The 22,274-nt window shown below is 62.4% G+C and carries 15 protein-coding genes; 12 read left to right on the forward strand and 3 right to left on the reverse strand.

Translation table 11 applies throughout. The annotated features are described in order from the left end of the window. The first annotated feature begins 83 nt into the window (after positions 1–83). From ACFCU0_RS08165 to ACFCU0_RS08220, 12 genes are all read left to right on the forward strand, one after another. On the forward strand, positions 84–1,226 hold the full coding sequence (locus ACFCU0_RS08165; RefSeq protein WP_434973170.1) for a CsgG/HfaB family protein: 1,143 nt from the start codon (positions 84–86) through the stop codon (positions 1,224–1,226). Positions 1,227–1,520: 294 nt separating this feature from the next. Then, complete coding sequence (locus ACFCU0_RS08170; RefSeq protein ID WP_434973171.1) at positions 1,521–2,786, forward strand: CsgG/HfaB family protein; 1,266 nt, start codon at positions 1,521–1,523, stop codon at positions 2,784–2,786. Between the two features lie 150 nt (positions 2,787–2,936). After that, positions 2,937–6,224: a nidogen-like domain-containing protein gene (locus ACFCU0_RS08175; RefSeq protein WP_434973172.1), complete on the forward strand. Its 3,288-nt coding sequence runs from the start codon at positions 2,937–2,939 to the stop codon at positions 6,222–6,224. Further along, positions 6,221–7,468 carry a hypothetical protein gene (locus tag ACFCU0_RS08180; protein ID WP_434973173.1) on the forward strand — a complete coding sequence of 416 codons (1,248 nt, stop codon included), beginning with the start codon at positions 6,221–6,223 and terminating at the stop codon, positions 7,466–7,468. The genes ACFCU0_RS08175 and ACFCU0_RS08180 overlap by 4 nt, the downstream gene beginning before the upstream one ends. Positions 7,469–7,544: 76 nt before the next feature. Next, positions 7,545–9,080, forward strand: a complete 1,536-nt coding sequence (locus ACFCU0_RS08185) for an FHA domain-containing protein (protein WP_434973174.1) — start codon at positions 7,545–7,547, stop codon at positions 9,078–9,080. Between the two features lie 116 nt (positions 9,081–9,196). After that, positions 9,197–9,634 (forward strand): type VI secretion system lipoprotein TssJ, encoded by a 438-nt coding sequence (gene tssJ / locus ACFCU0_RS08190; protein WP_434973175.1) that lies wholly within the window; start codon positions 9,197–9,199, stop codon positions 9,632–9,634. 96 nt (positions 9,635–9,730) lie between these two features. Then, a complete protein-coding gene (tssK, locus tag ACFCU0_RS08195; RefSeq protein ID WP_434973176.1) occupies positions 9,731–11,110 on the forward strand; it encodes a type VI secretion system baseplate subunit TssK in 1,380 nt (459 codons plus the stop codon). A gap of 58 nt (positions 11,111–11,168) precedes the next feature. Beyond that, the gene (gene icmH / locus ACFCU0_RS08200; RefSeq protein WP_434973177.1) at positions 11,169–11,921 is read left to right on the forward strand and encodes a type IVB secretion system protein IcmH/DotU; all 753 of its coding nucleotides are present in this window, start codon (positions 11,169–11,171) and stop codon (positions 11,919–11,921) included. A 118-nt stretch (positions 11,922–12,039) separates the two neighbouring features. Beyond that, complete coding sequence (gene tssM, locus ACFCU0_RS08205) at positions 12,040–15,567, forward strand: type VI secretion system membrane subunit TssM (protein WP_434973178.1); 3,528 nt, start codon at positions 12,040–12,042, stop codon at positions 15,565–15,567. A gap of 96 nt (positions 15,568–15,663) precedes the next feature. After that, a complete protein-coding gene (gene tagF / locus ACFCU0_RS08210; protein ID WP_434973179.1) occupies positions 15,664–16,677 on the forward strand; it encodes a type VI secretion system-associated protein TagF in 1,014 nt (337 codons plus the stop codon). Between the two features lie 92 nt (positions 16,678–16,769). Continuing rightward, positions 16,770–18,416, forward strand: coding sequence for a type VI secretion system protein TssA (gene tssA / locus ACFCU0_RS08215; protein ID WP_434973180.1), 1,647 nt, complete (start codon positions 16,770–16,772; stop codon positions 18,414–18,416). A gap of 628 nt (positions 18,417–19,044) precedes the next feature. Further along, a complete protein-coding gene (locus ACFCU0_RS08220; RefSeq protein ID WP_434973181.1) occupies positions 19,045–19,620 on the forward strand; it encodes a PIN domain-containing protein in 576 nt (191 codons plus the stop codon). A gap of 365 nt (positions 19,621–19,985) precedes the next feature. On the opposite strand, the gene ACFCU0_RS08225 is transcribed toward ACFCU0_RS08220, so the two are convergent. The 3 genes from ACFCU0_RS08225 to ACFCU0_RS08235 all read right to left on the reverse strand — a co-directional run. Then, on the reverse strand, positions 19,986–20,678 hold the full coding sequence (locus ACFCU0_RS08225) for a fibronectin type III domain-containing protein (RefSeq protein WP_434973182.1): 693 nt from the start codon (positions 20,676–20,678) through the stop codon (positions 19,986–19,988). Between the two features lie 143 nt (positions 20,679–20,821). Then, positions 20,822–21,388, reverse strand: coding sequence for a HEAT repeat domain-containing protein (locus ACFCU0_RS08230; RefSeq protein ID WP_434973183.1), 567 nt, complete (start codon positions 21,386–21,388; stop codon positions 20,822–20,824). 23 nt (positions 21,389–21,411) lie between these two features. Next, a partial coding sequence (locus ACFCU0_RS08235) for an RHS repeat-associated core domain-containing protein (RefSeq protein WP_434973184.1) occupies positions 21,412–22,274 on the reverse strand: 863 nt, incomplete at its 5' end.

Here is a 22,274-nt window from a genome sequence, read left to right on the forward strand (position 1 = left end):
GGTCCATCGGTTTTGACGTGTTGAGCCTCTCGGGTTCTGATTTTCTTGATCATCGTTCTATTTTCCTCTAACGCTACAAGGCCATGATTTCTCTTGACGGATTCGTCCGATCGATTCCACCCCGTGTCGGAGCAATGATCCGGTTGGCCATTGCCTGCGTGTTCGTCGCGACGGTCGGTCTGGGCCTGGCGCATGCGCAGACCGGGGAAGAGAATACGGGGCAGGAGACCGACGACCTGTTCGAGCAAGCGCAGTCCCATTACCAGGAAGGGGCGTTTGACGAAGCGGCGGAGCTCTTCGCGACCGTGGCCGAGACCACGCCCTACCGGGAGCGGAAGCGAGAGGCGCTGAAGTATCTCGGTCGGACCCACATTATTCGGGATAACCCGGAACAGGCGCGATTGGCCATGACCGAATTGCTGCGCCTGGAGCCGCCCATGATCGAGCTTGACCCCGATGTCGAGCCGCCGCCCATCATGAACGTGTATTACGAGGCCCGACGCGATCTGGCGGACAATCCATGCTGGACCGGCAAAAAGCAGCCTGACGGGTCGTGCTACGTGCCGAAAGACATACACACCCTCGCCATCATCGACTTCAGCAACAACTCGATCGACCAGAAGGAGAGGTTCGAAGGACTCAAGTGGGGGTTGCCGACGATGTTCGTGCAGCACATGAGCGGAGCCACGCAGCTGCGCTTGATCGAGCGAGAGCGCCTGGAGTGGATCAAACAGGAGATCGGGATGAGCGAAGAAGGAATCATGGATCCGCAGACGGCCGCTGAGGCGGGCCGCCTGCTCGGCGCAACGAACGTGATGCTCGGCAGCTACATGATCTTCGACGGTCAGATCACCATCTGGTCGCGCCTCGTGGAGACGGAAACCGGTCGGATTCGGCTGGGGCGAACGATTAATGGCAAGGTCGATGAGTTCCACGGCCTGACCCGGGAGTTGAGCCAGAAGATGGCGACGGCGATCGACTCGACGATCTCGTTGACGGATCCGACGGAGACCGGCTCGGGGCCGTCGAAATCGCTTGATGCGATGCTCGCCTACTCGGACGCCCTGAAGCTGATCGAGGACGGAGACTACGCGCGAGCGACGCAGAAACTGAAGACGGCTCTCCGGCACGACCCCGACTACATTCAGGCCCAGCGGCGTCTTGAGAGCCTGCGTCCCATGCTTGCATCTGCCTCGGAAGATGGCGCCGCCGACGGATCACGGTGATGAATGAGATCCAAGGTGTAGGCGTCACCAGGTACCCGTTCGGTGACCGGCCTATCTTTCGTTCTTCGCAATATGTATGAAAGGGTTCGAGTGGAAAGAACACCGGGCGATCGTGCGCAGGGTCAATCTGCGAACGTGAACCCTGAACACGCCTTTCGCGGTCTGCACACAGGAAAAATCATGCTCTCGCTCCTCCACCATTCCGGCGGCGACAGACCTTCGAGGCTCCGTGTCTACGGCGTCCGCGGGCCGTACGTCCGTGCGTGCACGGTCGCATGGTCGTTTATCTTTGGTGTGTTAGCTTTCGCCCTTCTTGCAGGGTGTGCCACGCCCCAACCCTCGCTTGAAATCACCGAGGCCGAGGCGCGTCCAGATCTTGCGCGTCTCGAGAAGGACCTGGCAGAGAATGCTCAGGATGTGGAGGTGAAGCGGGATCTCGGAGCGCTGTATGTGTTGGTTGGCCGCGAAGAGAGAGGGCAACGCCTTCTCGTGGATGCGTTCGAGGCGAACGAGAACGATCCGAAGACGCTCTTCTATCTCGGTCTCGCGAGCGAGCGACTCGACCGGCTCGATCAGGCACTTCGCATGTACGAGCGGTATGGCGATGTCGATGCATCCTCCCCGTACCGGGCGGCCCTGCAGGGGCGCTACGATCTCGTGCTCCGCGAGCTGGCGCGGCAGCAGGCACGGCAACAGGTGGCCCAGTGTCTGGATCAGGGCCAGTGCTCGTCGGCATCTCCGTCCACGGTCGCGGTACTTCCCCTGGTTTATCAAGGCGGAAACGAACGCTTTGCACCGATCGGTCGCGGCCTAGCGGAGTTGATCTCGATCGACCTTGCCAACGTGGCTTCGCTGACGGTCGTTGAGCGGGTGCGCCTGCAAGCAGTCCTGGATGAGATCGGACGGTCTCAGACGGGGCCATTCGATCCGAATGCCGGCCCCGAAACCGGTCAGCTTCTGGGAGCCGGTCAGGTGGTCAACGGTGCCTTTACGGTGCAGAATGAGCAGCGCGTCACGCTTCGGGCCCTGCTTTCGAGCGTGGACGCCGGCAGCCAGGACCTGGAATCGGGCTCGGCGGAGATCAACCGCCTCTTCGAACTTCAGCGGGCTATCGTGCGACAAACCCTGGAGGCACTGGGAATTGGCGTCACTCCGGAGATAGACGAGCAGCTGGAAACGCCCCCGACGCAGAGCTTCGAGGCCTTCCTCGCGTTTAGTCGAGGCCTCGACGCGGAAGACCGCCGAGCGTACCGGGAGGCGGCCGGGCACTACCGGCGGGCCCAGCAGATCGATCCCGGATTTCGCGTGGCCGCCGTGCGCGCCTCGCAAGCCTCGGCCCTGAACCAGGCGGCCACCGGGGTGCTGCCAACACCCGTGCTGACGTCATCGATCGATATGACCCGCCTCCGACTGTCGAACATGCCGACGACGGGGAGCCTCGACGCTCCCGGAACGGAGCGCGATCGACCCGATGGCGAGTGGGCAACCGTTGGGGTTGTTCCACTCGAACAGCTTCCGCTCCCCCCGCCGCCCTCATCCGGCGGGGATGGCGCTCAGTAACGACGGTTCGCGGACCCGCACCTTGCCAGCACACCCCCATTCGTCAATCCTGAAGCACAAACGCGGCCCCTACGACAACCCTTCGTGCTCTTCGGCCGGCCCATGCCCTGCCGGCTCACACGGTTCATACACTCGGTTTTGCCTGTCCTCATGCGCACGCAACCTAACATTCGGGCGGTTCTTCAGCTGATTGCCTTTGCCCTGCTGCTGAGTGCGAGCGTGCTACTATCCCCGGTGGCAACGGCCGCGCAACAGGTCTCCGGTGACTCGGACCCGAATGGAGAAGCGTCCTCGACAGAGACTCCGGCTTCCTCCAGTTCGGCCGCCTCAAGAGACGCCGTTCCGGCATTGAGCGATCAAGCGCGGAAACAGCAGATCAAGGCGGCTGCTCGTGAGCTTTCCCTCCGGTCCGAGCGAAACTCGGGTGGGGACCGGAAAGCGCAGCGGCTCTGGGAAGACCATCAACGACTGATCGGGAGTCACGCCGCGACGAGGCCGAAGAATGGCGGGGGGCTCCTCATTCCGCTCGATGATACCTTCCGCGTGGTCCAGTTTGGCCAGAGTCCGCGGACGGATGATGGGTCGAGCAGCGTGATCCTGCTTCCTTTTCCCTTCGAGTTCTATGGGACCGTGCGCGACAGCGTCTACCTGAACATGAACGGGAATCTGAATTTCGCGAGACCCGATACCACGTTTACGTCGACTCCACTTCCCAACGATAGTTCACCGCTCATCGCCCCGTTCTTCGCGGATGTCGACAACCGTAACACCCGGAGCGGTCTTGTCTACCAGCGAATCGACTCTAACCAGAACCGGATCGTCTTCACCTGGTCCTCGGTCGGATACTTCGACCAGAATGTGGACAAGGTGAACACATTCCAGGTGCTGTTGAGCGATGGGAACGATCCCCTCATGGGGATTGGAAACAACGTGTGTTTCGCTTACGGACCGATGGAATGGACCACCGGCGACGCATCGGGAGGCGTTGACGGACTCGGCGGATTCCCGGCGACCGTCGGCGTGAACGAGGGCAATGGCATCGACTATTCTCTCGTTGGCCGGTTTAATACGCCCGGGTCGTCGTATGACGGACCGGGAGGCGAGCCGGACGGCGTTGGCTATCTCTCCGGTCAGCGGTTCTGCTTCAGCACGCAGAGCGGCAACCTTCCCCCGGTCGCGCTTGACTTACCCCAGGACGGCACGTCCAACGTTTCGTTTGGCGACACCTACCGCGACACCCTCCGTTTTATCGGGCCGGAGGTCGGCCAAACCGTCTCCACGGTCCTCGCAAATCGCTCGGAGCTACCCGGCAACGTCGTCGTGTCGCTGACCGACGGCAATCCGTCGACTGCCGTGATCGAGTTCACGCCCACGGCCGCCCAGGCCCGTCAGGAGTTCGACCTCGTCTTCGAGTCCACAGACAATGGCAGTCCGTCCGCTTCAACCGTCACCGACCTCACGATCAACGTCACGTCCGAGCCGGTCACGATCCTGCCGGACCGGATTCGATTCGGCCTCCAGGAAGTCGGTTCAACCTCCGACTCCCGGTCCGTTGTCGTCTACAACACGTCCGAAGAGCCGCTTAGCGTTGAGTCGCTGACCCTCGAATCGAACGTATTCTCTATCATCAGCGACTCGGGCGAACAGGCCCTCGGATTCGGCGACTCCCGAGAGCTTGAGGTTCAGTTCCAGCCGGATACGCTGCGTGAGGAGTTTGCATTCCTCGATGTCGAAACGTCGAACGGATCGGCATCCACGTTCATGGATGGGACGGGCTTTGATCTCGGCGTCGATCCGAACCCGGAAGTGGCGGCGAGCACCGCACTGACCATCGACGGCACGTTGCCCGACTCCTTCGTCCCTACCACGCGCGAGCTCTGCTTCCGTCCGGGCGGAGAGGTCGAATATCGCTGCGAGCCCGTCACACTGAGTCAGGACAACTCATTCGAAGGCGTCCTACCCGCGCAGTTCACCACCGAGCGGGGCGTGCAGTATTATCTCCGTTTCGTCGAGGAAGGCATCGAGGTCACCGAGACCCTTACGTTCCCGGGGACAGACCCGGAGACAGAACCGGCCCAGGTACGGGTGACATTCGACGAGATTACCAGCCCCACGACACTGCCTCCGCAGACGTACCGCATGGTTTCCATCCCACTGGATCTGGATGATGCAACCGTTGGGAGTGTCTTCGAGGATGACCTCGACCCCTACGACGACACACAGTGGCGTCTTGTCGAGTGGAGCGCGGAGGCGAATGCATACGAGGAGCGGTCGGCCCCGGACGATCCCCTGACAGCCGGTCGTAGTTATTTTTTGATCACCCGCGAGGAATCGTCGTTCGATGTGGGCTCGGGCCGGTCGAGCGACCTGCGGGAGCCGCGCACGCTGACCCTCGAGCCCGGCTGGCATCAGATCAGCAATCCGTTCGCCTTTCCGGTCGACTGGTTGGACGTCGAAGGAGTTGATCGCGTGGCCGGTCCCTACCGATTCGACGGGACGGGATTTGTATTGAGTCAAGGACCCCTCCTTCCCTGGAACGGCTACTTCGTCTTAAACACATCGCTGGAGCCGGTCACGCTGTCCATTCCTCCCCGAGAGGCGGGTCAGCCTCTTCCAGGGGTCGCGTCGGACGTCGGAGGGGTGCCGAGCGCAAACGCCAGGAAGCTGGCGGATGCTCGCCTCGATCGAGAGGCGGGAGCGTTCACCGTTCGCGTGACGGCTGCAACCCCGGACGGAGGACGCGATGCCTACAACGTGGTCGGCATGGCACCATCGGCGCGAGACCAAAGAGATCCGCTCGACCGGTTCGAGCCTCCCCCGATCGATGGGCGCGTTCGACTGAGCATCCTCGACGGCGAGCACCCGCTGATGCGAAGCGTCAAATCCGTGAGCGACGGTCAGGTCTGGGACCTCGAGGTTCAAACCAGCGCGTCTCTCGCGGCGCCACGGCCCGTGACGCTGCGATTTCATCACCTCGGCACCCTCCCACGCAGTCACCGCCTCGTGCTCGTCGACGATACAGACGGCGCGCTCATCCCCCTCTACGGTAACCGGGCGGAGGTGACCCTGAAGCCTGGGAGTCCGTCCCAACGCCTTCGCCTCGTGATTGGCACGGAGCAGTTCCTGTCGTCGCTTCATGACGGCAGCCTGCCGGCTCCCCGCGCGACGGCCTTCCTGCCGAACTATCCCAACCCCGTCCGGGAATCAACCACGCTTCCCTTTACGCTGGCTGAACCGTCCCGAGTCACCATCGAGGTCTTCGACATCATCGGGCGGCGGGTTGCGGAACTGGTCGACTCCACGTATCCGGCGGGCTCCCACTCCATCCAGTGGAACGGCGAAACCCGGGGGCGTGAACCCGTTGCCAGCGGCGTTTACCTCGTCCGGATGACGGCAGGGGCTTATTCGAATACTCAGAAGCTGGTCGTAATCCGATGAGACGACGCACACATATCGACTTCGTGAGTCCCGGCGTTCTGCGACGGATGTGGAACGCCGTTGTGAGCACCGCGCATGGATGCGAGGGGGCGGTCTGGGTGTATGGCCCCCTTCTCGCGGGATGCCTCTGCGTTTTGGTTGTGCACGCTCCCGACGCGTTCGCCCAGAATTCGGGAGCGGCGATGCCCGAAACCGACGCCACACCGGAGCAGCGATCCGTCGTCGTCGGCATCGAACCGGCGTACCAAACCCTCTCCGAGGATGGCAACTCGATCGATCAATTGAGCTCCGAGATCTGGCTCTCCGTTCCGATCGGGAGCGAGACCACCGTTTGGGCGAAGAGCCAGGGCGCAACGACAACAGCCACCTCTCTTTCTCGAACGACGCGATGGGGAGACACCCAGGCCGGGGTTTCGACCGGCTTGCCGATGGGCGATCATCGACTGGCCGCCTCTCTCCGCGTCAACGTGCCGAGCGGGCAGCCGGCCGTCGACTCACTGGGCACCTCGATTCTCCTGAGCCAGACGGCCTTCGGCCTTCGTCTTCCGAATTACGGGCGTGGCTGGAGCGTCTCCCCGTCTCTTACGGCCGTCTTCACCGCCGGGGACCGCTGGACGCTCGGCGTGGGCGCGCTCTACCGACTCGTTGGCGGCTACACACCCTTTGATGGCATTGACGCTACGTACGCACCCGGGAACGAAGTGCTGTTGAATGGAGGCTTCGACTGGCGCTTCTCCCGCACCGCGGCATGGTCCCTCGACGTGGCCTACACCGCCTACGGAACCGACCAATTCGACGACGTGGACGCGTTCGATCCCGGCAGTCGGTGGACCCTCACCTCTCAGGTGCAGATGATGCGCGCCAACCGGCACATCCGTGTTCTGGCGCGATACACCGGGCAGGGGAGAGGGGACGTCCCGTCCCTGTCCGGGCTCGGCCCGCCCGATGCTGCGTCGACGAATGTGCAGGCGCTGCCGCGAAGCTTCACCGGGCGCCTCGACTACCGGGTGGCCCCAACCGAGGGATTTGCTTTCCGCTTGGGCGGTGGCATTTCCCACTATGATGCCACGGACATCGAGTTTTCAGGTCCGTGGAACCTCGATGATGCCCGCACGCTGGTAACGGCTCGCGGAGGGCTCAACGTTCGACTCGGATCGACAACGACGTGGCAACCGGGCGTCGCCGTTACGGCCGGAAGTTTTCGGCAAGTATCCGTCCGCTCCGCGCTGATGTGGAGCCCCTGACGGTTACGACGACGTCTCCCGGCTGAACACACCGGATACCCCACCCTTCGGATCCTCCGACTGACTTTCACGACTCATGTCTATTCAGATCACCATCCAGCCGCCCAGCAGCTCGGCGGACCCGATCGAAGCCCATTACGACGCCGACACCATCACGATTGGCCGGTCGCCCGATGCCCGCGTGCATCTTGCCGACGTCAACCGGATCGTCAGCAAGCGACACGCCGAGATTCGGCGAACAGACGCAGGCTACGCACTGGTTGACCTCGGGAGCAAAAACTTCACCTTCCTCGATGGCGAGCGCCTGGAGGCCAACCAGCCTCGCGCTCTGGAAGACGGCGATACGTTTACGATTGGGGACTATAATCTCACGGTTCACCTTCGAGAGCCGGAAGAGATTCCCGCGTGGATGGAAAGCGATTCTCAGGAGACGGCGTTCGCCGCTGACTTTCAGAATCCGTTCGAAGAGCCGGTCACCGACGTTGTCGAGGGGCTGCAGCAGATCGCCATCGCCTACGAGAAGATGGCGACCACCCGGCGGACCGACGCGCTTCAGGACGCCCTGCGTGGCTCGGACGGAAACACCGAGCGCCTCGTCACCAGTGACGGGCTCCGAGAACTCTTCGAACTGCTTGGACTGAGTGATGCCCTCTCGCCGGCCCGTTCGATCGCAGACTCCGACGGTGCGTCCGCTTCGCACGACCGTCCGAACGAGAACGAGACGGATTCGGACGACCAGAACACGACCACGCCCGGCCGTCAACCGGCCAGCGCTCGTTCCTCCGTCTCTCCCCAGCCGGATCCGGCATCGCCCACCTCTGGGCGGGACGATGACTTCGAGCCGTGGACACCGCAGGACGCATCAGGGCAGGAACCGTCGGCATCTGAGCCCGGCGGAGACCGGGACCCGGGATCCGATAGCGATCAGCCGTTCATCGATCCCGATGCCCTCCCGAACATTCCGGACGTGTCCTATCTGGACTTCGGGGCGGGCCGAGCCGCGTCGCCTCCATCCGATCAAGAGCAGCGTTCCGCGGATGGGTCCCCCGGCGAGGCCTCCGTGGAAGACATGAAGCAGGAGCTCGTCCGCGCCGTGGCCCGGTTGATCACGATTCCCTGGCAATTCCGCCACGAGTTTATCGGGCAAACGATCATGCAGTCGCCGGACTCGGCGTTTCTCTACGGGTCCCCAGACTCAGTGTACGACGACCTGCTCGGAGACAGGATCTCTCCCGCTGAACGCGCGCGCCGGATCGCGTGCCTCCGGGAAGCCGTCGACGCTGTTGTCAAGCACCAGGTGGCCATGCTTGACGGCTACAAGGCCAGTGTTTCGTCCGGTGGGCGCGAGCTGTTGGACGCGCTCGATCCCAACCAGGTGCGCGAGCGCGTCCAGGAGGAAAATCAGCTGTACCAGTGGATCCCCATGCTCAGTGCGCCGACCGCACTCGATCGGCTTTCCGAGCAACACCTGGAGCTTCGCCGGGGCGCATGGTCGGTTGCAGAGCACCGCGTCTTCCGCCCGGCGTTCATCAAGGCGTATCTTGCCCGCATGACCTCCTCCGACAATCATTCCGAGCAAGACGCACGCCCGGCCGCCCCCGAGACTCCCTGACCGCCTGGATCGGGGTCAAACCCGTTCGTTGATCCACAACCTCGGAGGGCACGCTCCACGCATTACCCCTTTCAACCTCACAACCGCCTTCTCCTTCGGTCCAACCCGATTCGTACATGATTGTCCGATCTCGACATGTTGTTCTGTTCCTCGCCTGCATTCTCATGACGGTCGGCGGCTGTTCGTCGCCCGTCGAGATGATGATTCAGGGGAACGATCAGATGAATGGCGGAGGCAATCCCGCCGTCGTGCGCATCTACCAGCTGTCCGGGGAGGTCAGCTTCACCCAGGCCACCGCGGAGGTGTTCTGGGAGGACGACATCGCCCAGGTGAGCGGGGAGCTCATCGGACGGCCGCAGGACCTCACCATCTTTCCGGGTGAGTCGCGCACGATTGAGATTGAGCCGAGCGAGAACGCCCAGTTCATCGGGTTTGCCGCCGACCTGCGCAATCCGACGCCCAATCGCTGGCGCTCCATCCATGCGGTGTCTGATCTTAAAGGAAAAGAGGTGACCGTCGAGATTCTGGAGGACCGACTCGACGTGACGTTTTAAGATCGCACCGATGATGACTTCCTTCGCTTCTGGCCCTCCGGGCCGGGATGTATCTACGCGATCCGCTCCCGTTTTTCTATCCGTACAACCGACTCGATGGCTGCGACTTCGAACAAAGTAGTTTGGTATGAGGGGATGACGCTCGACCCTCAGCATTTCCAGCAGTGGGACCGCTATCACCAGGAGCGACTCGACGCCCGGGTCGAAGGGCTGTCTCGACTGCACTGGGGGCTTACGGCTCTTTCGATCGATGAGGAGCGGCTCGGAAACGGCGAGTTCGCACTCAACGCGTGCAGCGGCGTGCTTCCCGATGGTCTCGTGCTCGAGATGCCGGGCGCCTCGCCCCTTCCGGCTCCACGCCCCGTGGGGGAGGCGATGGACTCGACTCAGACCCAGGTCGATGTTTTTCTTGCCGTTCCCTCCACAACCATCGACCGGAGCATCGTCGAGCGCCCGGTGCGACAGGACGTTCCGGGAAACGGAACGCCTGAGCAAAGCTCGCACACACGATACACGTCGACGGTCGAGTCCTTTCGAGATGAGACCACAGGAGCCGACGCGCAGTCGATCGAGGTGGCTCGAACGAACGCGCAGATCCGGTTCGGCACCGAGTCCCTGGACGGCTTCACGACGCTTCCGATTGCTCGCGTCGCACGGAGTGGGGGCACCTTCGTGCTCGATAGCGGATTTATCCCGTGCGTCCTTCAGGCCGGCGTAAGCTCCCGACTCCAGCAGGTCTGCCGCCGCATCGTGGAGCTACTGGTCACCAAGAGTCGTGCGCTCATGGATCGCCAGCGGGAAGCGATGAATCAGCGCGAGTTCTCCCCGTCGGATGCCGTGCGCCTGAACATGCTTCAGCTGGTCAATCTCCACATCCCACAGCTCCGACATCACCTGGAGGGAGGCCCCGACCATCCGGCCGACGTTTTCCGCACGCTGGCGTCACTTGCAGGCGGTCTCTCGGCCGTCCACCCGGACCTGCCGGCGCCTCAAGATCTTCCCACCTACGACCACCGCTCTCCGTCGCGTCCGGTCGGGGCGCTGTTTGACGCGATTTCGAATGCGCTGCAGGACACGCACACCTCCGATTCATTCACCTCGATCCCTCTCGAGCGCCAGCGCGAGAACCTCTTCGTCGCGTCGGTGACGCCCTCGCAGTTGGAGTCGGCTCAGCTTCTCCTCGCGGCACGGAGTCAGGCACGGGCCGAAGACGAACTGGTCGAGCGTCTCCCGCACATGCTTCGCATCGCGTCCCCGGAACACATCGATCAGGTAATCGGCCAGGCGATCTCCGCGCTCCGCATCGAGCCGACGCGCCGGCTGCCGCCAGGCATGCCCATCGACGAGCGGGCGAGCTACTTTCGCCTGCTAAAAACGGGGCCGTTCTGGGATCGGATCCAGGAAGCCGAAGCTCTGGCGATCTTTGTGCCCTCTGAATACAGCGACGTGTCGCTCAGCCTGACCGCGACCTCTTGAATTGCCGCTCCCCCGTTCCCGACGTTCTCCGACTCGATCACAGCCGGACCTCTCTACCATGGCCCTTGCTCAACGCACGTCCAACTCCGCCGCTCCCGATGCGCGGTCGCAGGTGCTGTTCGACGAATCGAGCGACCAGCGCCTCGCTGAAGTGTTTGCGCCATGCTTCGCGATGATCGTGCACCTACGTGCCCAGAATGAACTGGGAGATCCCGTCGACTTGCGCCAGCGGATCAAGGACGTTCTGGAACGCGCGTCCCGGGATGCTCACCAGAAGAGCATCGATCCCGACCATATCGACGCCGCCGAGTTTGCCGTCATCGCCTTTCTGGATGAGACGATCCTCTCGTCCTCGTGGGATCGAAAGAGCGACTGGGCCAGCCGCCCGCTCCAGATGGAGCGGTACGACCGATACGATGCCGGGGAGGTGTTCTTTGAGCGCCTCGAAGCGATGCTGTCTTCGCCCGCCGGTCAGGCGGAAGCCATCGAGGTGTACTACCTCTGCATGACGCTGGGCTTTCGGGGTCGATATCAGGTCGTTGAGCAAGAAAAACTTCAGGAGTACATCGAACGGTGTCACGACGTCCTGGCCGACACTCAAGGCGTGTATTCGGATGTGCTCTCCCCGCACGGTCAGCCGCGAAGTCAAGTCTCGGCGGACGTCGGTCGCAGCATTCCGGGATGGATGATGGCCGTAGCCGCCCTGGCCATCGCGCTACTGGTCTACGCCGGGATGAGCTTTTACATCTCGCAGTCCGCCGAAGAGAAAGCGTCCGACCTGCAGCAGATGGTTGAGCAGGCGCGACGCTAGTCGCGCCCCCGGCGACGGGTCGTCGGCCTCCCGGGCGATCCGTTCTCCGCTTCCCGGCACCGTCGCAGGACGCCTCCCTCCCTGCTTCCTCCTTCTTCCCATTCATATCGGGCTCGTCATGTCGATCTCTTCTCTTTTCCGGAGTCGCTACTTCGCCGTCGGCGCAGGGTTTGTGCTTTTGATTTCACTGGCCTTCACCCTGGGCGCGTGGCTGGGGTGGTCGATGATGACGCGACTCTACATCGTGATCGGCATTCTTGCGCTGTCCGTGATCGTGGTGCTGGTGGAGCTCGTTCGCTCGCAGCGAAGCGCCAACAAGATGGAAGACTCGATGCGCTGGCAGGCCGAGCAGCAGGTGCAAAGCTCGCGCCCGGACAAGCAGCGGGAGATCGAAGAGATGCAACAGCGCTTCGAGGATGCCGTCGAACGCCTGAAGCGCTCGAACCTGGGGCGGGGGAAGCGAGGGAATGCCGCCCTGCACGCCCTTCCGTGGTACCTCTTTATCGGTCCTCCCAGCTCCGGTAAGACCACGGCCATCATCAACTCGGGGCTGAACTTCCCGATTGGGACCGACCGCGTGCAGGGCGTTGGCGGAACGCGAAACTGTGACTGGTTTTTTTCCGATCAGGCGATCATCCTCGACACCGCCGGCCGGTACGTTCGAGATACCGAGGATGAACAGGAGTGGCATACGTTTCTCGATATGCTGAAGGAAAACCGCCCGGGACGCCCCGTCAACGGCGTCATCGTCGCGATTAGCGTGGCCGACCTTCTCGATGCCGATGCGTACGATGTCGAGTGGCACGCCATCACGATCCGTCGCCGGATCAGCGAGCTGGTGGACCGGCTCGGCGTGCGCTTTCCCGTCTACCTCATGTTTACGAAATGCGATCTCGTTCAAGGCTTTGTCGAGTTCTTTCGGGACCTCTCACAGCGGGAACGAGAGCAGATCTGGGGATGCACCTTCGACGACGAGGATGGCTGTGAACGCTCGCCGAAGGACCGGTTCGAGGCGGAGTTTGACCGTCTCGGCGCCGCGCTCACGGACATTCGCCTGTCTCGGCTTCGCCGGTCGATGAAGCGGGAAACCCGGCGGCGTGTGTACGTCTTCCCCGTCGAGTTCGCCGCGATGAAGGAAACCCTGGCGGAGTTCGTCGGCCACCTGTTTCAGCCGAATCCGTACGAAGCCGAGCCGGAGCTCCGGGGCTTCTACTTCACGAGCGGCACCCAGGAAGGCCGGCCGATCGACCGCGTCATCCGAAACATTGCCGGACGGCTGGACCTACCGTCTCCGTCCAATGGGGCGTCCCCGGAAGAGATTGAGACCAAGAGCTACTTCCTCCGTGATCTGTTCCAGGAGGTTGTTATTCCCGACCAGTATCGCGTGGAAAAAACGTCGGCGTCGGCCCGCTCGGGATGGTTGCGACGGGCGGGTGCCGCAAGCATCGGACTGGCCGTGCTCATTCTGGTGGTGATCGTCGCATCCCAGGCCGTGGTTCGCAGTGAACTCGATCTCCAGGAGATTCATGACGCCTCGCAAGCGGCGGCCAGTGTAGAGTGGACGCGCCCGAACGATGCGGAGAGCCTGACGCGCATGGCGTCTCTTCTGAACGTGGTCGAGGAGTTTTCGGACCCGGAGCGTGCCCCGTCCTTTCGTTGGGGGCTGGCTCGCCACGACGCGCTGGTGTCGTCGGCCCGCGCGCTGCACTACGAAAAAACGAAGCCGGTCGTCCAGCGTCACCTGCAATCGCTCGAACGGCGCCTCGGCGCCACGAGTCGCCTTCCTGTCTCGGCCGTCGGAGAGGACAGCCTGCGGCGTGAAACGTACACCGACCTTCGTGCCTACTTGCTGCTAACGAGCGATCAAGCACGGCTGGCGGACTCTACCGAGCGCCAGTTTTTGGAAAAGCACCTGTACGACCTCGGCTCCCCGTCTCGGTGGGGCGATGCGGAATCTGCCGCCGCGTATCGAAATCAGATCGCTGCCTTCGTCGATGCCTTTGCCGCACGTAGCGAGTCGCCGTACGCAGTGGATGAGCGTCGCGTCGAGAATGTGCGGCGGCGCCTGATCGACTTCGCGTCTCTCTCGCCCTACGATCGCCTCCGCGCCGAGGGCATGGCGTCGCTGCGCCCGCTGACGCTGGAGGATTTGATCCCGAGGGAGCACCGGGCCCTCTTCGCCAGCGACCCCGAAATCCCGGGTCTGTTTACGATCCGAGGCTGGACGACGTATATGGAAGCCAGAATCGAGGAGGAGCGCCAGGCGCCGGGGCAGGGCGACTGGGTTCTCGGAAGCATGGCTCAAACGCAGGATGCCTCCGTCGATGGCGATGCCATCGCGTCGGAAATCCAGGATGCGTATTTCGCAGACTACACCGCCGAGTGGCGTCGTTTTCTGAGTCAGATTCAACTCCGGAACGCCACCAGCCTTCGCCAGAGTGCCAGAGACCTGCAGACGCTCGGGGATCCGCGGTCCTCGCCGATCTTGCATTTGCTCGCGAAAGTAGCCAATCAGACCGATTTCAAACGCGTTGCGGAAAATTCGGCTCTCGGCGCTGCTGTGGATGCCACGACCGACCGCGTCGGAGCCGCCGACTCGGTGTCCCAGGCAGCGTCTCACCCCGTGAACGAACGGTTTAGCTGGCTGCATGCCCTGCGGCCCCGTCAGGCGGTAACCGATCCGTCTCCGCAGCTCGCCGATGCCCTTAGCATTTTGAGTGACGCTGGACGCACGGTCGACGGCGTCGTCAGTGACCCTCAGCAGACCACCGAGCTCGCGGCCTCGGTCCTTGCGGCCGATGGAGGGGAATTTGCTGAAGGAATCGACGTCCTCAACGAGCAGCTCTACCGGTTCGATGCAGAACTGCGAAGAGAGCTGTTCGAGCAGCCTCTACAGAAGGCCTGGCGCAACGTGCTGGCCACGACGCAGACCCATCTCAATCGCCGGTGGCGCGAGGATGTCTCCCGACCGTTCGATGTGCAGCTGGGGCGGACGTATCCGTTCGATGCCGATGCCTCGGTCGATGCCGCCATCCTCGACGTCGAACGGTTCTTTGAGCCGGAATCCGGGGTCCTGGATACGTTCCTTCAGTCTGAGATCCAACCGTTCTACGATCTCGATCGGCACCGCATCCGGACCTGGGATGGCGCAGGCGTGGTGTTTTCGCCGGAGACGCAGCGGCTCTTCAAACGGGCGGATCAACTTCAGGAGGCGCTCTTCGATGGGGGCGTCGTCCGCGTAGCGCTCGAGATGCGTCCGCATCAGCCAGAACGATCGTCCGGCGCCCCGCAGATTCCCCGCGTTCGCATGACGGCCCACGGGGTGTCCGACACCTACACCATGGGGCAGCCCTACTGGTTTGAAGTGGTATGGCCCGGGCGTCCGGGGGTCAGCCTGTCCGTGGATGGACGCGATGGCGTCGTCTTCGAGAAGCGATACGATGGCGAATGGGCCCTTTTCCGCCTGCTGCAAGACGCCCGCGTTCGTGCCTCGACGAAAACGCTAAGCCAGGCGACGTGGACGCACGAGTCGCAGAGTGGATACCGCGTGTCTGTCCAGTACGACCTTCGGATGTACCGTGGAACCGAACTCTTCGGTGATCCCGCCGGCTTTTTCCGGCTCTCGGTCCCGCCATCCCTCGATTGACGTCAGAGCAGGATTGCCGTCGGGTCCCCCTGGCCCTCGCGCTCAGCCTTTCGGCCCGTCTTCTTGATTTTCCCTTCGTCCGACCCCACGGAACTGGTGAATTCTAACATCGAACCGTCCTCGATTCCGATGGCATGTCACGGAAAGTTACCGGGCGACCGGGAATACGTCCATTGCCAGGTTGGCGACATTTCAGTCGACGAGCTGGATCGCTGGGTTCGGGATGCTCATCGTCGTGCGTTTCTCCAGCCATCGGCTCCGACGGACGGATACGACCGCGCTCCAGCCTTCGGATTCGTGTTCGAGACGGAGTCTGCCCGCCGCCTCCAGGGGGTGCTCGCACCCAGCCGCGATTCTACGGGCCGCCGATATCCTTTCTGGGCGGCATGGCCGGCATCCGGGCTCGACATCTCGACGGCCCTGTTTGCGAACCGTCTCCGATTCGTTTCCAGGGTTATCCGAGGCGAAATCCCGATCGACTCGCTCAGCAGCCTTTCGTCGCCCGACCGGTCGGTCCCGGCCCGAACGCACCACTCCTTCGCGCCCGAAACGGAACAGGACGATGCCTTCGTTCCGCAGTTCGGCACGTCGTTTCTTGACCACTCGCTGCCCACCGGCTCGGCTCTCACACCCGCGCAGTTTCTCGCGGCGTGGATGAACGTGTTCGAGGGAAAAACCGAAGCACAGATCCGACGATTCAACTACGGGCTCCAGATTCCATTGCCTTCCGCCGACTCAGCAACCCGGAGCGCAGCTCTCTGGATCGACGCCACCCGGCGGATCACCCGGTCTCCGCATCTTCCGGTTTCTGCGTTCTGGAGCCTGCGCCGTCTGACCACGCCGCAAGATCCGCAGGAAGATGCTCGCCCCTCGACGATGGAGGCGTCAGCGTCTTCTTTCCCCCTCTTCCTCCTGCTCTTCTTCGGCCCGGCACCGACCGGAGCCTACGAGCACCTGTTTGAACCCACGGAAGACCGCTCGTTCCTGTACGACCCGACGAGGATAGATCCGGCACAGGCGGCATCGATTCTCGACTCGCTGCCGCCGGAGCACCGGCGCATCGTCGATGCCCTCGAAACGAATCGCTCGGTTCTGGAGATGCTGATTTAACCCGCGCCACCGGCGCTCAGCATCGAACGCTCGACAGCGAACGCTCAGCATCGAAGACGCCGCGAACCGACTCCTTTTTTACGCACGTACCCATGGCCGAAACGACGACTGACAGTCCAAACCTGGACACGCAAGTCCAGGAGACCCAGGAGCTGATCCGCGCTCCGATCTCCGACGACGCCCCAACGGGATCCGACATCACGTACGACGATAGCTACCAGGAGCTGAAGAACATCGTCGATGATCTCAGCACGGCAGCGGGAGAGGTCGACGTGGAGGCTCTGGCGAGCAAGAGCCTGGACGTGCTCACCGAGTTGTCTAAAGACGTGCGGGTGGCGAGCTACTTCGTCGTCGGGAAATCGCATACGCATGGGATGGACGGCGTCGCGATTGGACTGGCGGGATTGAACGCGCTTTTCGATGCTCACTGGGAGAACATGTACCCGCCTGCACGACGAGCACGCGCGCGCTCGAATGCGCTCCAGTTTGTGGCCGACCATCTGTCGCCGTGGATCAAGCGCCAAACCTTCACGACATCCGATGCAGAAGCCGTCCGGCAGGCCATCAAGCACGGCAGGGCCGTCCAAACCCTGGCAATGGACCGGCTGGGGGACCAGGCCCCAGCGTTGAGCGGGTTCTTGAGTGAATTTGAACGGGTCGATCGAAGGCTCACGCAGCGGCTTGAGTCGCAGGCCGAGGAGACGGAAGTCTCACGTTCAGAATCTACTGAAACCGAGGAGTCGACGACGTCCCCTTCGTCCCCGTCTGCATCGTCGTCGAACGGCTCTCCCGCGGCGTCGTCCCTCGAGATTCCGAGCGAAGGGGAGGAGTTCGGTGATGAGGACGCGCGCCGGATCATCACCGACGTTGCCTCACGTCGGCGAAGCATTGATCTTACAAACCCCGAACCGTACGCACTGCTTCGTGTGGTTCGCTGGGGGTCGCTTCAATCGGTGCCGCCGAACTCATCCGGGGAAACACAGATTCGGGCTCCGGAAGAAGCCCAGCGATCGGCTCTCGCATCTCTGTTCGATCGTAAGGCGTTCGAAAAGCTCCTTGACGCTGGCGAAACGACGTTTCAGAGCGGACCCGCTCACTACTGGCTGGACCTTCAGCGCATGCAAGTACAGGCCGCACGTCAACTCGGCGGTCGGTTCACCGACGTCGCGGATGCCATTCAGCATCACACGGTGGGGCTGATAGAGCGATTTCCCGAGCTGCCGAACCTGAGCTATCGGGATGGGACCCCGTTCGCCGATCCCACGACCCTCGGATGGCTGGACTCTCTGGCCCCCTCCTCCGACGCGTCCACCGCTGATGTCTCCGGAGGGGCCGATCCGCTGGCCGACGTCCTGGCCGACGCGCGGCAGAAGATGCAGTCGGGGTCCCTTGAAGAGGCGCTGCATGGGTTAACGGAGATGAGCGCCCCCGATGGACGCACCCGGTTTCGGAGGCAACTGGAGATCGCGTCCCTGTGCCTCGACGGTGGTCATCCCGAAGTCGCGCTACCTCTCCTCGAGCAACTCCATGCAGACATCGAGCGACATGCGCTCGACCAGTGGGAGCCGGACCTGGCTCTGAGGACGTGGACCACGCTCCATACCTGTTACACCCGGACGGACGAGCTCCCGGCCTCGGAGGTCGCTCAAGCCCGAAGGGTGTATGGCCGGATTTGCGAGTTGGCTCCCTCCAAAGCGCTGACGCTGCAGCCGATCGCGGGTGCGGAAGGTTCCAGCTGAGCGTTCTAACGCGTTGACTCGTTTGCCGGCTGCGAGCTCACGGGGCGGGCATCCATACCGCTGCTCAGGTTTCCACGGCACCGTTTTGCGCGCGGCGCCGAGACGGAACGGCGCTATGCTGGGAAAACGTTCGGCCCTCTCCTGATTCCCGGAGAACGCCGCCCTCACCCGTCCGGTCGTACTACTGCGAGGTGACAGTCGTCCGTCCCGTTCCCCTGTCCCAGGCTGCGCGTGTAGTAGCGCGCGCCCTAAGCGAAGCGAGGGCCGAGCACGGCGAGGTCAGTACTCCCGGGGTGCCTGGCTGCTCACGCGGCCGGTGTAGTCCTCGTGCGCCGGAGCGGCCCGCATGCAACACGCCTACCGTCCGTCATAAATCCTCCAACCCCCGATCTTCCGAAACCCCGACCTGCGCTTGACGTGTCTTCTCCTCAAATGATGTGATGTATACAAGTTAGGTATGATTCAGAAATAGCTCTGCATCATTTAAGCGCAGAACGAAGCGCTCAAACGGCAGGCCCGGGCGCTCGGCGTATCGGAAGCGGAACTCGCGCGTCGCGCGCTCGACGACTTGTTGGACGAGGCCTCCCCCTTGGGGACTCTCCGGCGGCACGAGGCCGTGGACCTCCTCATGAAGACCACCCGCCGGCTGTCCGACGGCCACCAGCTTCCTTCAGACTACCGGTTCAGTCGGGACGAGCTGTATGCCGACCGCGCCAGCCGCTGGATGAGACGCGATGACAACTCATCTTCTAAGCTGGTGGCCACTCGGTACCTGTTGGATACAAACCTACTGGTCTCCTGCTTTGACGAGGGCGCATCGCAAAAGAAGGAACGGGCCCTAACGACCATTGAGCGGACCGGTCGCGCGCCCTACGCAGCGCTTCCGGCCCAGGTGCTTGCCGAGTTTGCCAACGTGGCGCTCCACAAACTTAAGCCGTCGCTCGCCCCCGCCGATGTCTACGAGCAGGTCGAACGCCTTGAAGCCGTCTTTCCGATTCTTGCCCTCACGTCAGCAGTGGCTCTGGAAGCTGTACGGGGCGTTCGGGATCATCGCTTCCCCTACTTCGACGCGCAGATCTGGGCCGCTGCGAAGCTGAACCAAATCCCGACCGTGCTGAGCGAAGACTTTTCGACGGGAGCTACGGTAGAAGGCGTGACCTTCTTGAATCTTCTGGCCGACGACTTCGATCTGACTGACCTGTAGCCTCCAGCTGTATCGTCCCCTCCTACGCGGCAGCCCGGCGGATGCGCTGCCGACACGCCCCCGGCTCATTCCACCGCCCGTACGCGCTCATGTAGTATCGCGCGCCCCGACCAGCGGGAGGAAGCACTCCTGGGGTGCCCCGGCGTAGTGCATCCTGGTCTCCCCGTCCAGCTCGTGGCCGGTGTAGTCCATCACCGCCGGCGTGTGCCCTCGGTGAGGCTTCGCCCCGGCATCCGGCGGCCACATCGACCAACGGGAGATTCACGGAGCCGAAGGTGGAACTATACGGATAGTCGTCGCGCGTCTCGACGACCTTGTCCGTGACCAGCACAGCTGTTCGACCTCGCTTCCGGCGGCGTCCGGGTTCACCACCGCCCGGATCGAGCCGAGAGCCCGTGCCGGCTCCTGCGGGTATAGGCCTTCAGGTAGTAGTGCCGCGGTGCGCGGTCCGTCGTCGTAAACACACCGCGCGTCCACGAGCCGGTTCCTCCGGCGTTCGTGCCTCGCACGCGCCAGTGGTACGCCGTCGTTCGGATGAGTCCCTCGACGGTCACCTGCCGGTTCTCTGCCGCCGGCGCGTTCACGTCGGTCCACGCCTCAACCACGTTCGTGAACCCGGCATCGGTGGCCACCTCCAAGTCGTACGTCGTCGCGGCCGGGCCGCCGGTGGCCAGCTGCAGGTCGTCGATGTAGGCGGGCGCGCCGGTCGTGCTGACGTGCCGGACCGCTGCCCACACCCCATTCAAGTCTGAAATCTGGCTGAGATCAAGATGCACTTCCAGCCGCTCCCAAGCTCCGGTGCCTTCGTACTGCGCTTTTCCGGGATAGTGCGATTCTCCCCCCGCCTCGTACTTCAGCTGAATGTGAAGGTCGCCGTGCCCAGGCGGGGCCTTCGCCCACACCGGGAAGCGGATCGGGCGGCTGAGGTCGAGGTCCGCGGCCAGCTTCCACGCGCCAACGGCATAGTAACACGAGGGATCACACCCGGAGAACGACTCAATCTTCCAGGTGTGGTCGCCCGAGCGGGCAGCCTCCGAGGTCAGCGTTTGATTGGGCACCGACCGCTGCCAGAGTGGGCTCGACCCTTCGTGGTCCTGCGCAAGCACCACCGGCCGGGTGCCCGCCCAGGCCAGGGTGGCGGTGGTTGCCCCCGGAGATGCCGACAGCGGAGCGGATGCTCCGAGCGCGGTGGACGTGACGACTACTCGACAAGGGAGAGGTCTAGATCACCCATGTCGCTAGCTCTTCTCGTAAGTCGAAAGACTTGTGTGGGATCGTATCCTCCTCTTATGCGCAACAATGCCTTGTACGCGTTCTTGCGCACTAAGAACGGCTCATCATCATCAAATAACACCCTGTGGATGGCTTCTACGGTTTGATCATGTTCAGAACTGGCCCTGAGATTGCTCAGCCCGGTCGCAGCTTCGGCTCTCACTTCATCGTTAGGATCCGTTTGAAGCAGATGGACGAGCTCCTCCTGGCAATCATCTAGCTTCCAGTGATGAGCCAAAACGTGCGCCGCCACCTTACGCAGTTGAGGATCGCTATCGGTGAGGGAGGAAAGAACGAACGCCTTTGCATCCTTATAGTCAGCCTCACCAAATATATGAATAGTGGTGTAGAGACAATCCTGAGGTACCTTTCCCTTGATGACATCCTTATGAAGTTTGGAAACCTCGGACTGTGCCTTATTAGTGAGACGACCAGACTTTGCAAGCCGAAGGAGTTCAGAAAGACGATCCTGTGTCCACTCGGAAGAGGTAGTCATCTGCAGTTCTCGTAGGTTTATGGTTACTGTCTTAGTTCTTCGGCCTTATTTAAAAAGCCCTCAATCTGATCTGTGAGCTTGCTCGTTTCCGAAAGCTTTGACTGAATAGTTTGTCGCGCTTCATCGCTAAGATTGTCGTTCCCCAATGCCTTCTTCAAGTCATCCATCGAGGACTTGAGCCCTGATAAGGCATTGCCCACTTCTTCGATATGGTTAACCGGATTGCCATTTCTGTCCACTATTTCTATACCTGCCAACTCCTTGAAGGCACCACTCAGGTCCATATCAGTGAGGTGGTCCCGAAGATTATTGTCAATCGACCTGAACGCCGCGTTAACGTCTTGCCCGAGGTCAGCACCACTACCGATTCTACTGACTGCTCTGCCAGCCCCGGCAAGTTTGTCTGCTCCCTGAACCATCTCCATTGCAGCCGCCGATCCCTGAAGAAGCCGACGTCCGTGGCGAAATATACCAGTGGATGGAATGATCGGTAAAGCTGCCGCAGCCACGTCTGCTGCAGCCCATCCGATATTGGCTGCACTCGGATTATTCCAGGCATCACGGATACTGAGACCTGCCGCGGCGAAGTCCAAAAGATCCCACGGCGTCGGCCACTTGCCCGTTTGGTCCCGAAGATTCGCTGGGTTGTTGAAGCTGTAGTTGTAGGCGGACGTCGAGAAGGCCTGCACCTTCCCGTCCTTCAAGAGCTTCCGGGGCGATTGCTCCCTCAGGATTGGATCGGTGTTCGTCCACCGCCCCAACGCCCCCATGTAGTACCGCGCCCCGGCGTAGTGCATGCCGGTCTCTACGTCCAGCTCGTGGCCGGTGTAGTCCTCGCGTGTAAACACCTCCGGTGGTTGCTGAACACCTTTGGTGGTCGCGTCTC

Source organism: Longibacter sp., from assembly GCF_051155795.1.
Lineage (GTDB): Bacteria > Bacteroidota > Rhodothermia > Rhodothermales > Salinibacteraceae > Longibacter.

Bases quoted from the DNA above. Each gene is read 5' to 3' on its own strand.
- ACFCU0_RS08165 (WP_434973170.1), top strand. From the start codon at position 84: ATGATTTCTCTTGACGGATTCGTCCGATCGATTCCACCCCGTGTCGGA.
- ACFCU0_RS08220 (WP_434973181.1), top strand. From the start codon at position 19,045: ATGAAGACCACCCGCCGGCTGTCCGACGGCCACCAGCTTCCTTCAGAC.
- tssA (WP_434973180.1), top strand. From the start codon at position 16,770: ATGGCCGAAACGACGACTGACAGTCCAAACCTGGACACGCAAGTCCAG.
- tssK (WP_434973176.1), top strand. From the start codon at position 9,731: ATGGCTGCGACTTCGAACAAAGTAGTTTGGTATGAGGGGATGACGCTC.
- ACFCU0_RS08180 (WP_434973173.1), top strand. From the start codon at position 6,221: ATGAGACGACGCACACATATCGACTTCGTGAGTCCCGGCGTTCTGCGA.
- ACFCU0_RS08230 (WP_434973183.1), bottom strand. From the start codon at position 21,388: ATGACTACCTCTTCCGAGTGGACACAGGATCGTCTTTCTGAACTCCTT.
- tssM (WP_434973178.1), top strand. From the start codon at position 12,040: ATGTCGATCTCTTCTCTTTTCCGGAGTCGCTACTTCGCCGTCGGCGCA.
- ACFCU0_RS08175 (WP_434973172.1), top strand. From the start codon at position 2,937: ATGCGCACGCAACCTAACATTCGGGCGGTTCTTCAGCTGATTGCCTTT.
- ACFCU0_RS08185 (WP_434973174.1), top strand. From the start codon at position 7,545: ATGTCTATTCAGATCACCATCCAGCCGCCCAGCAGCTCGGCGGACCCG.
- tssJ (WP_434973175.1), top strand. From the start codon at position 9,197: ATGATTGTCCGATCTCGACATGTTGTTCTGTTCCTCGCCTGCATTCTC.
- icmH (WP_434973177.1), top strand. From the start codon at position 11,169: ATGGCCCTTGCTCAACGCACGTCCAACTCCGCCGCTCCCGATGCGCGG.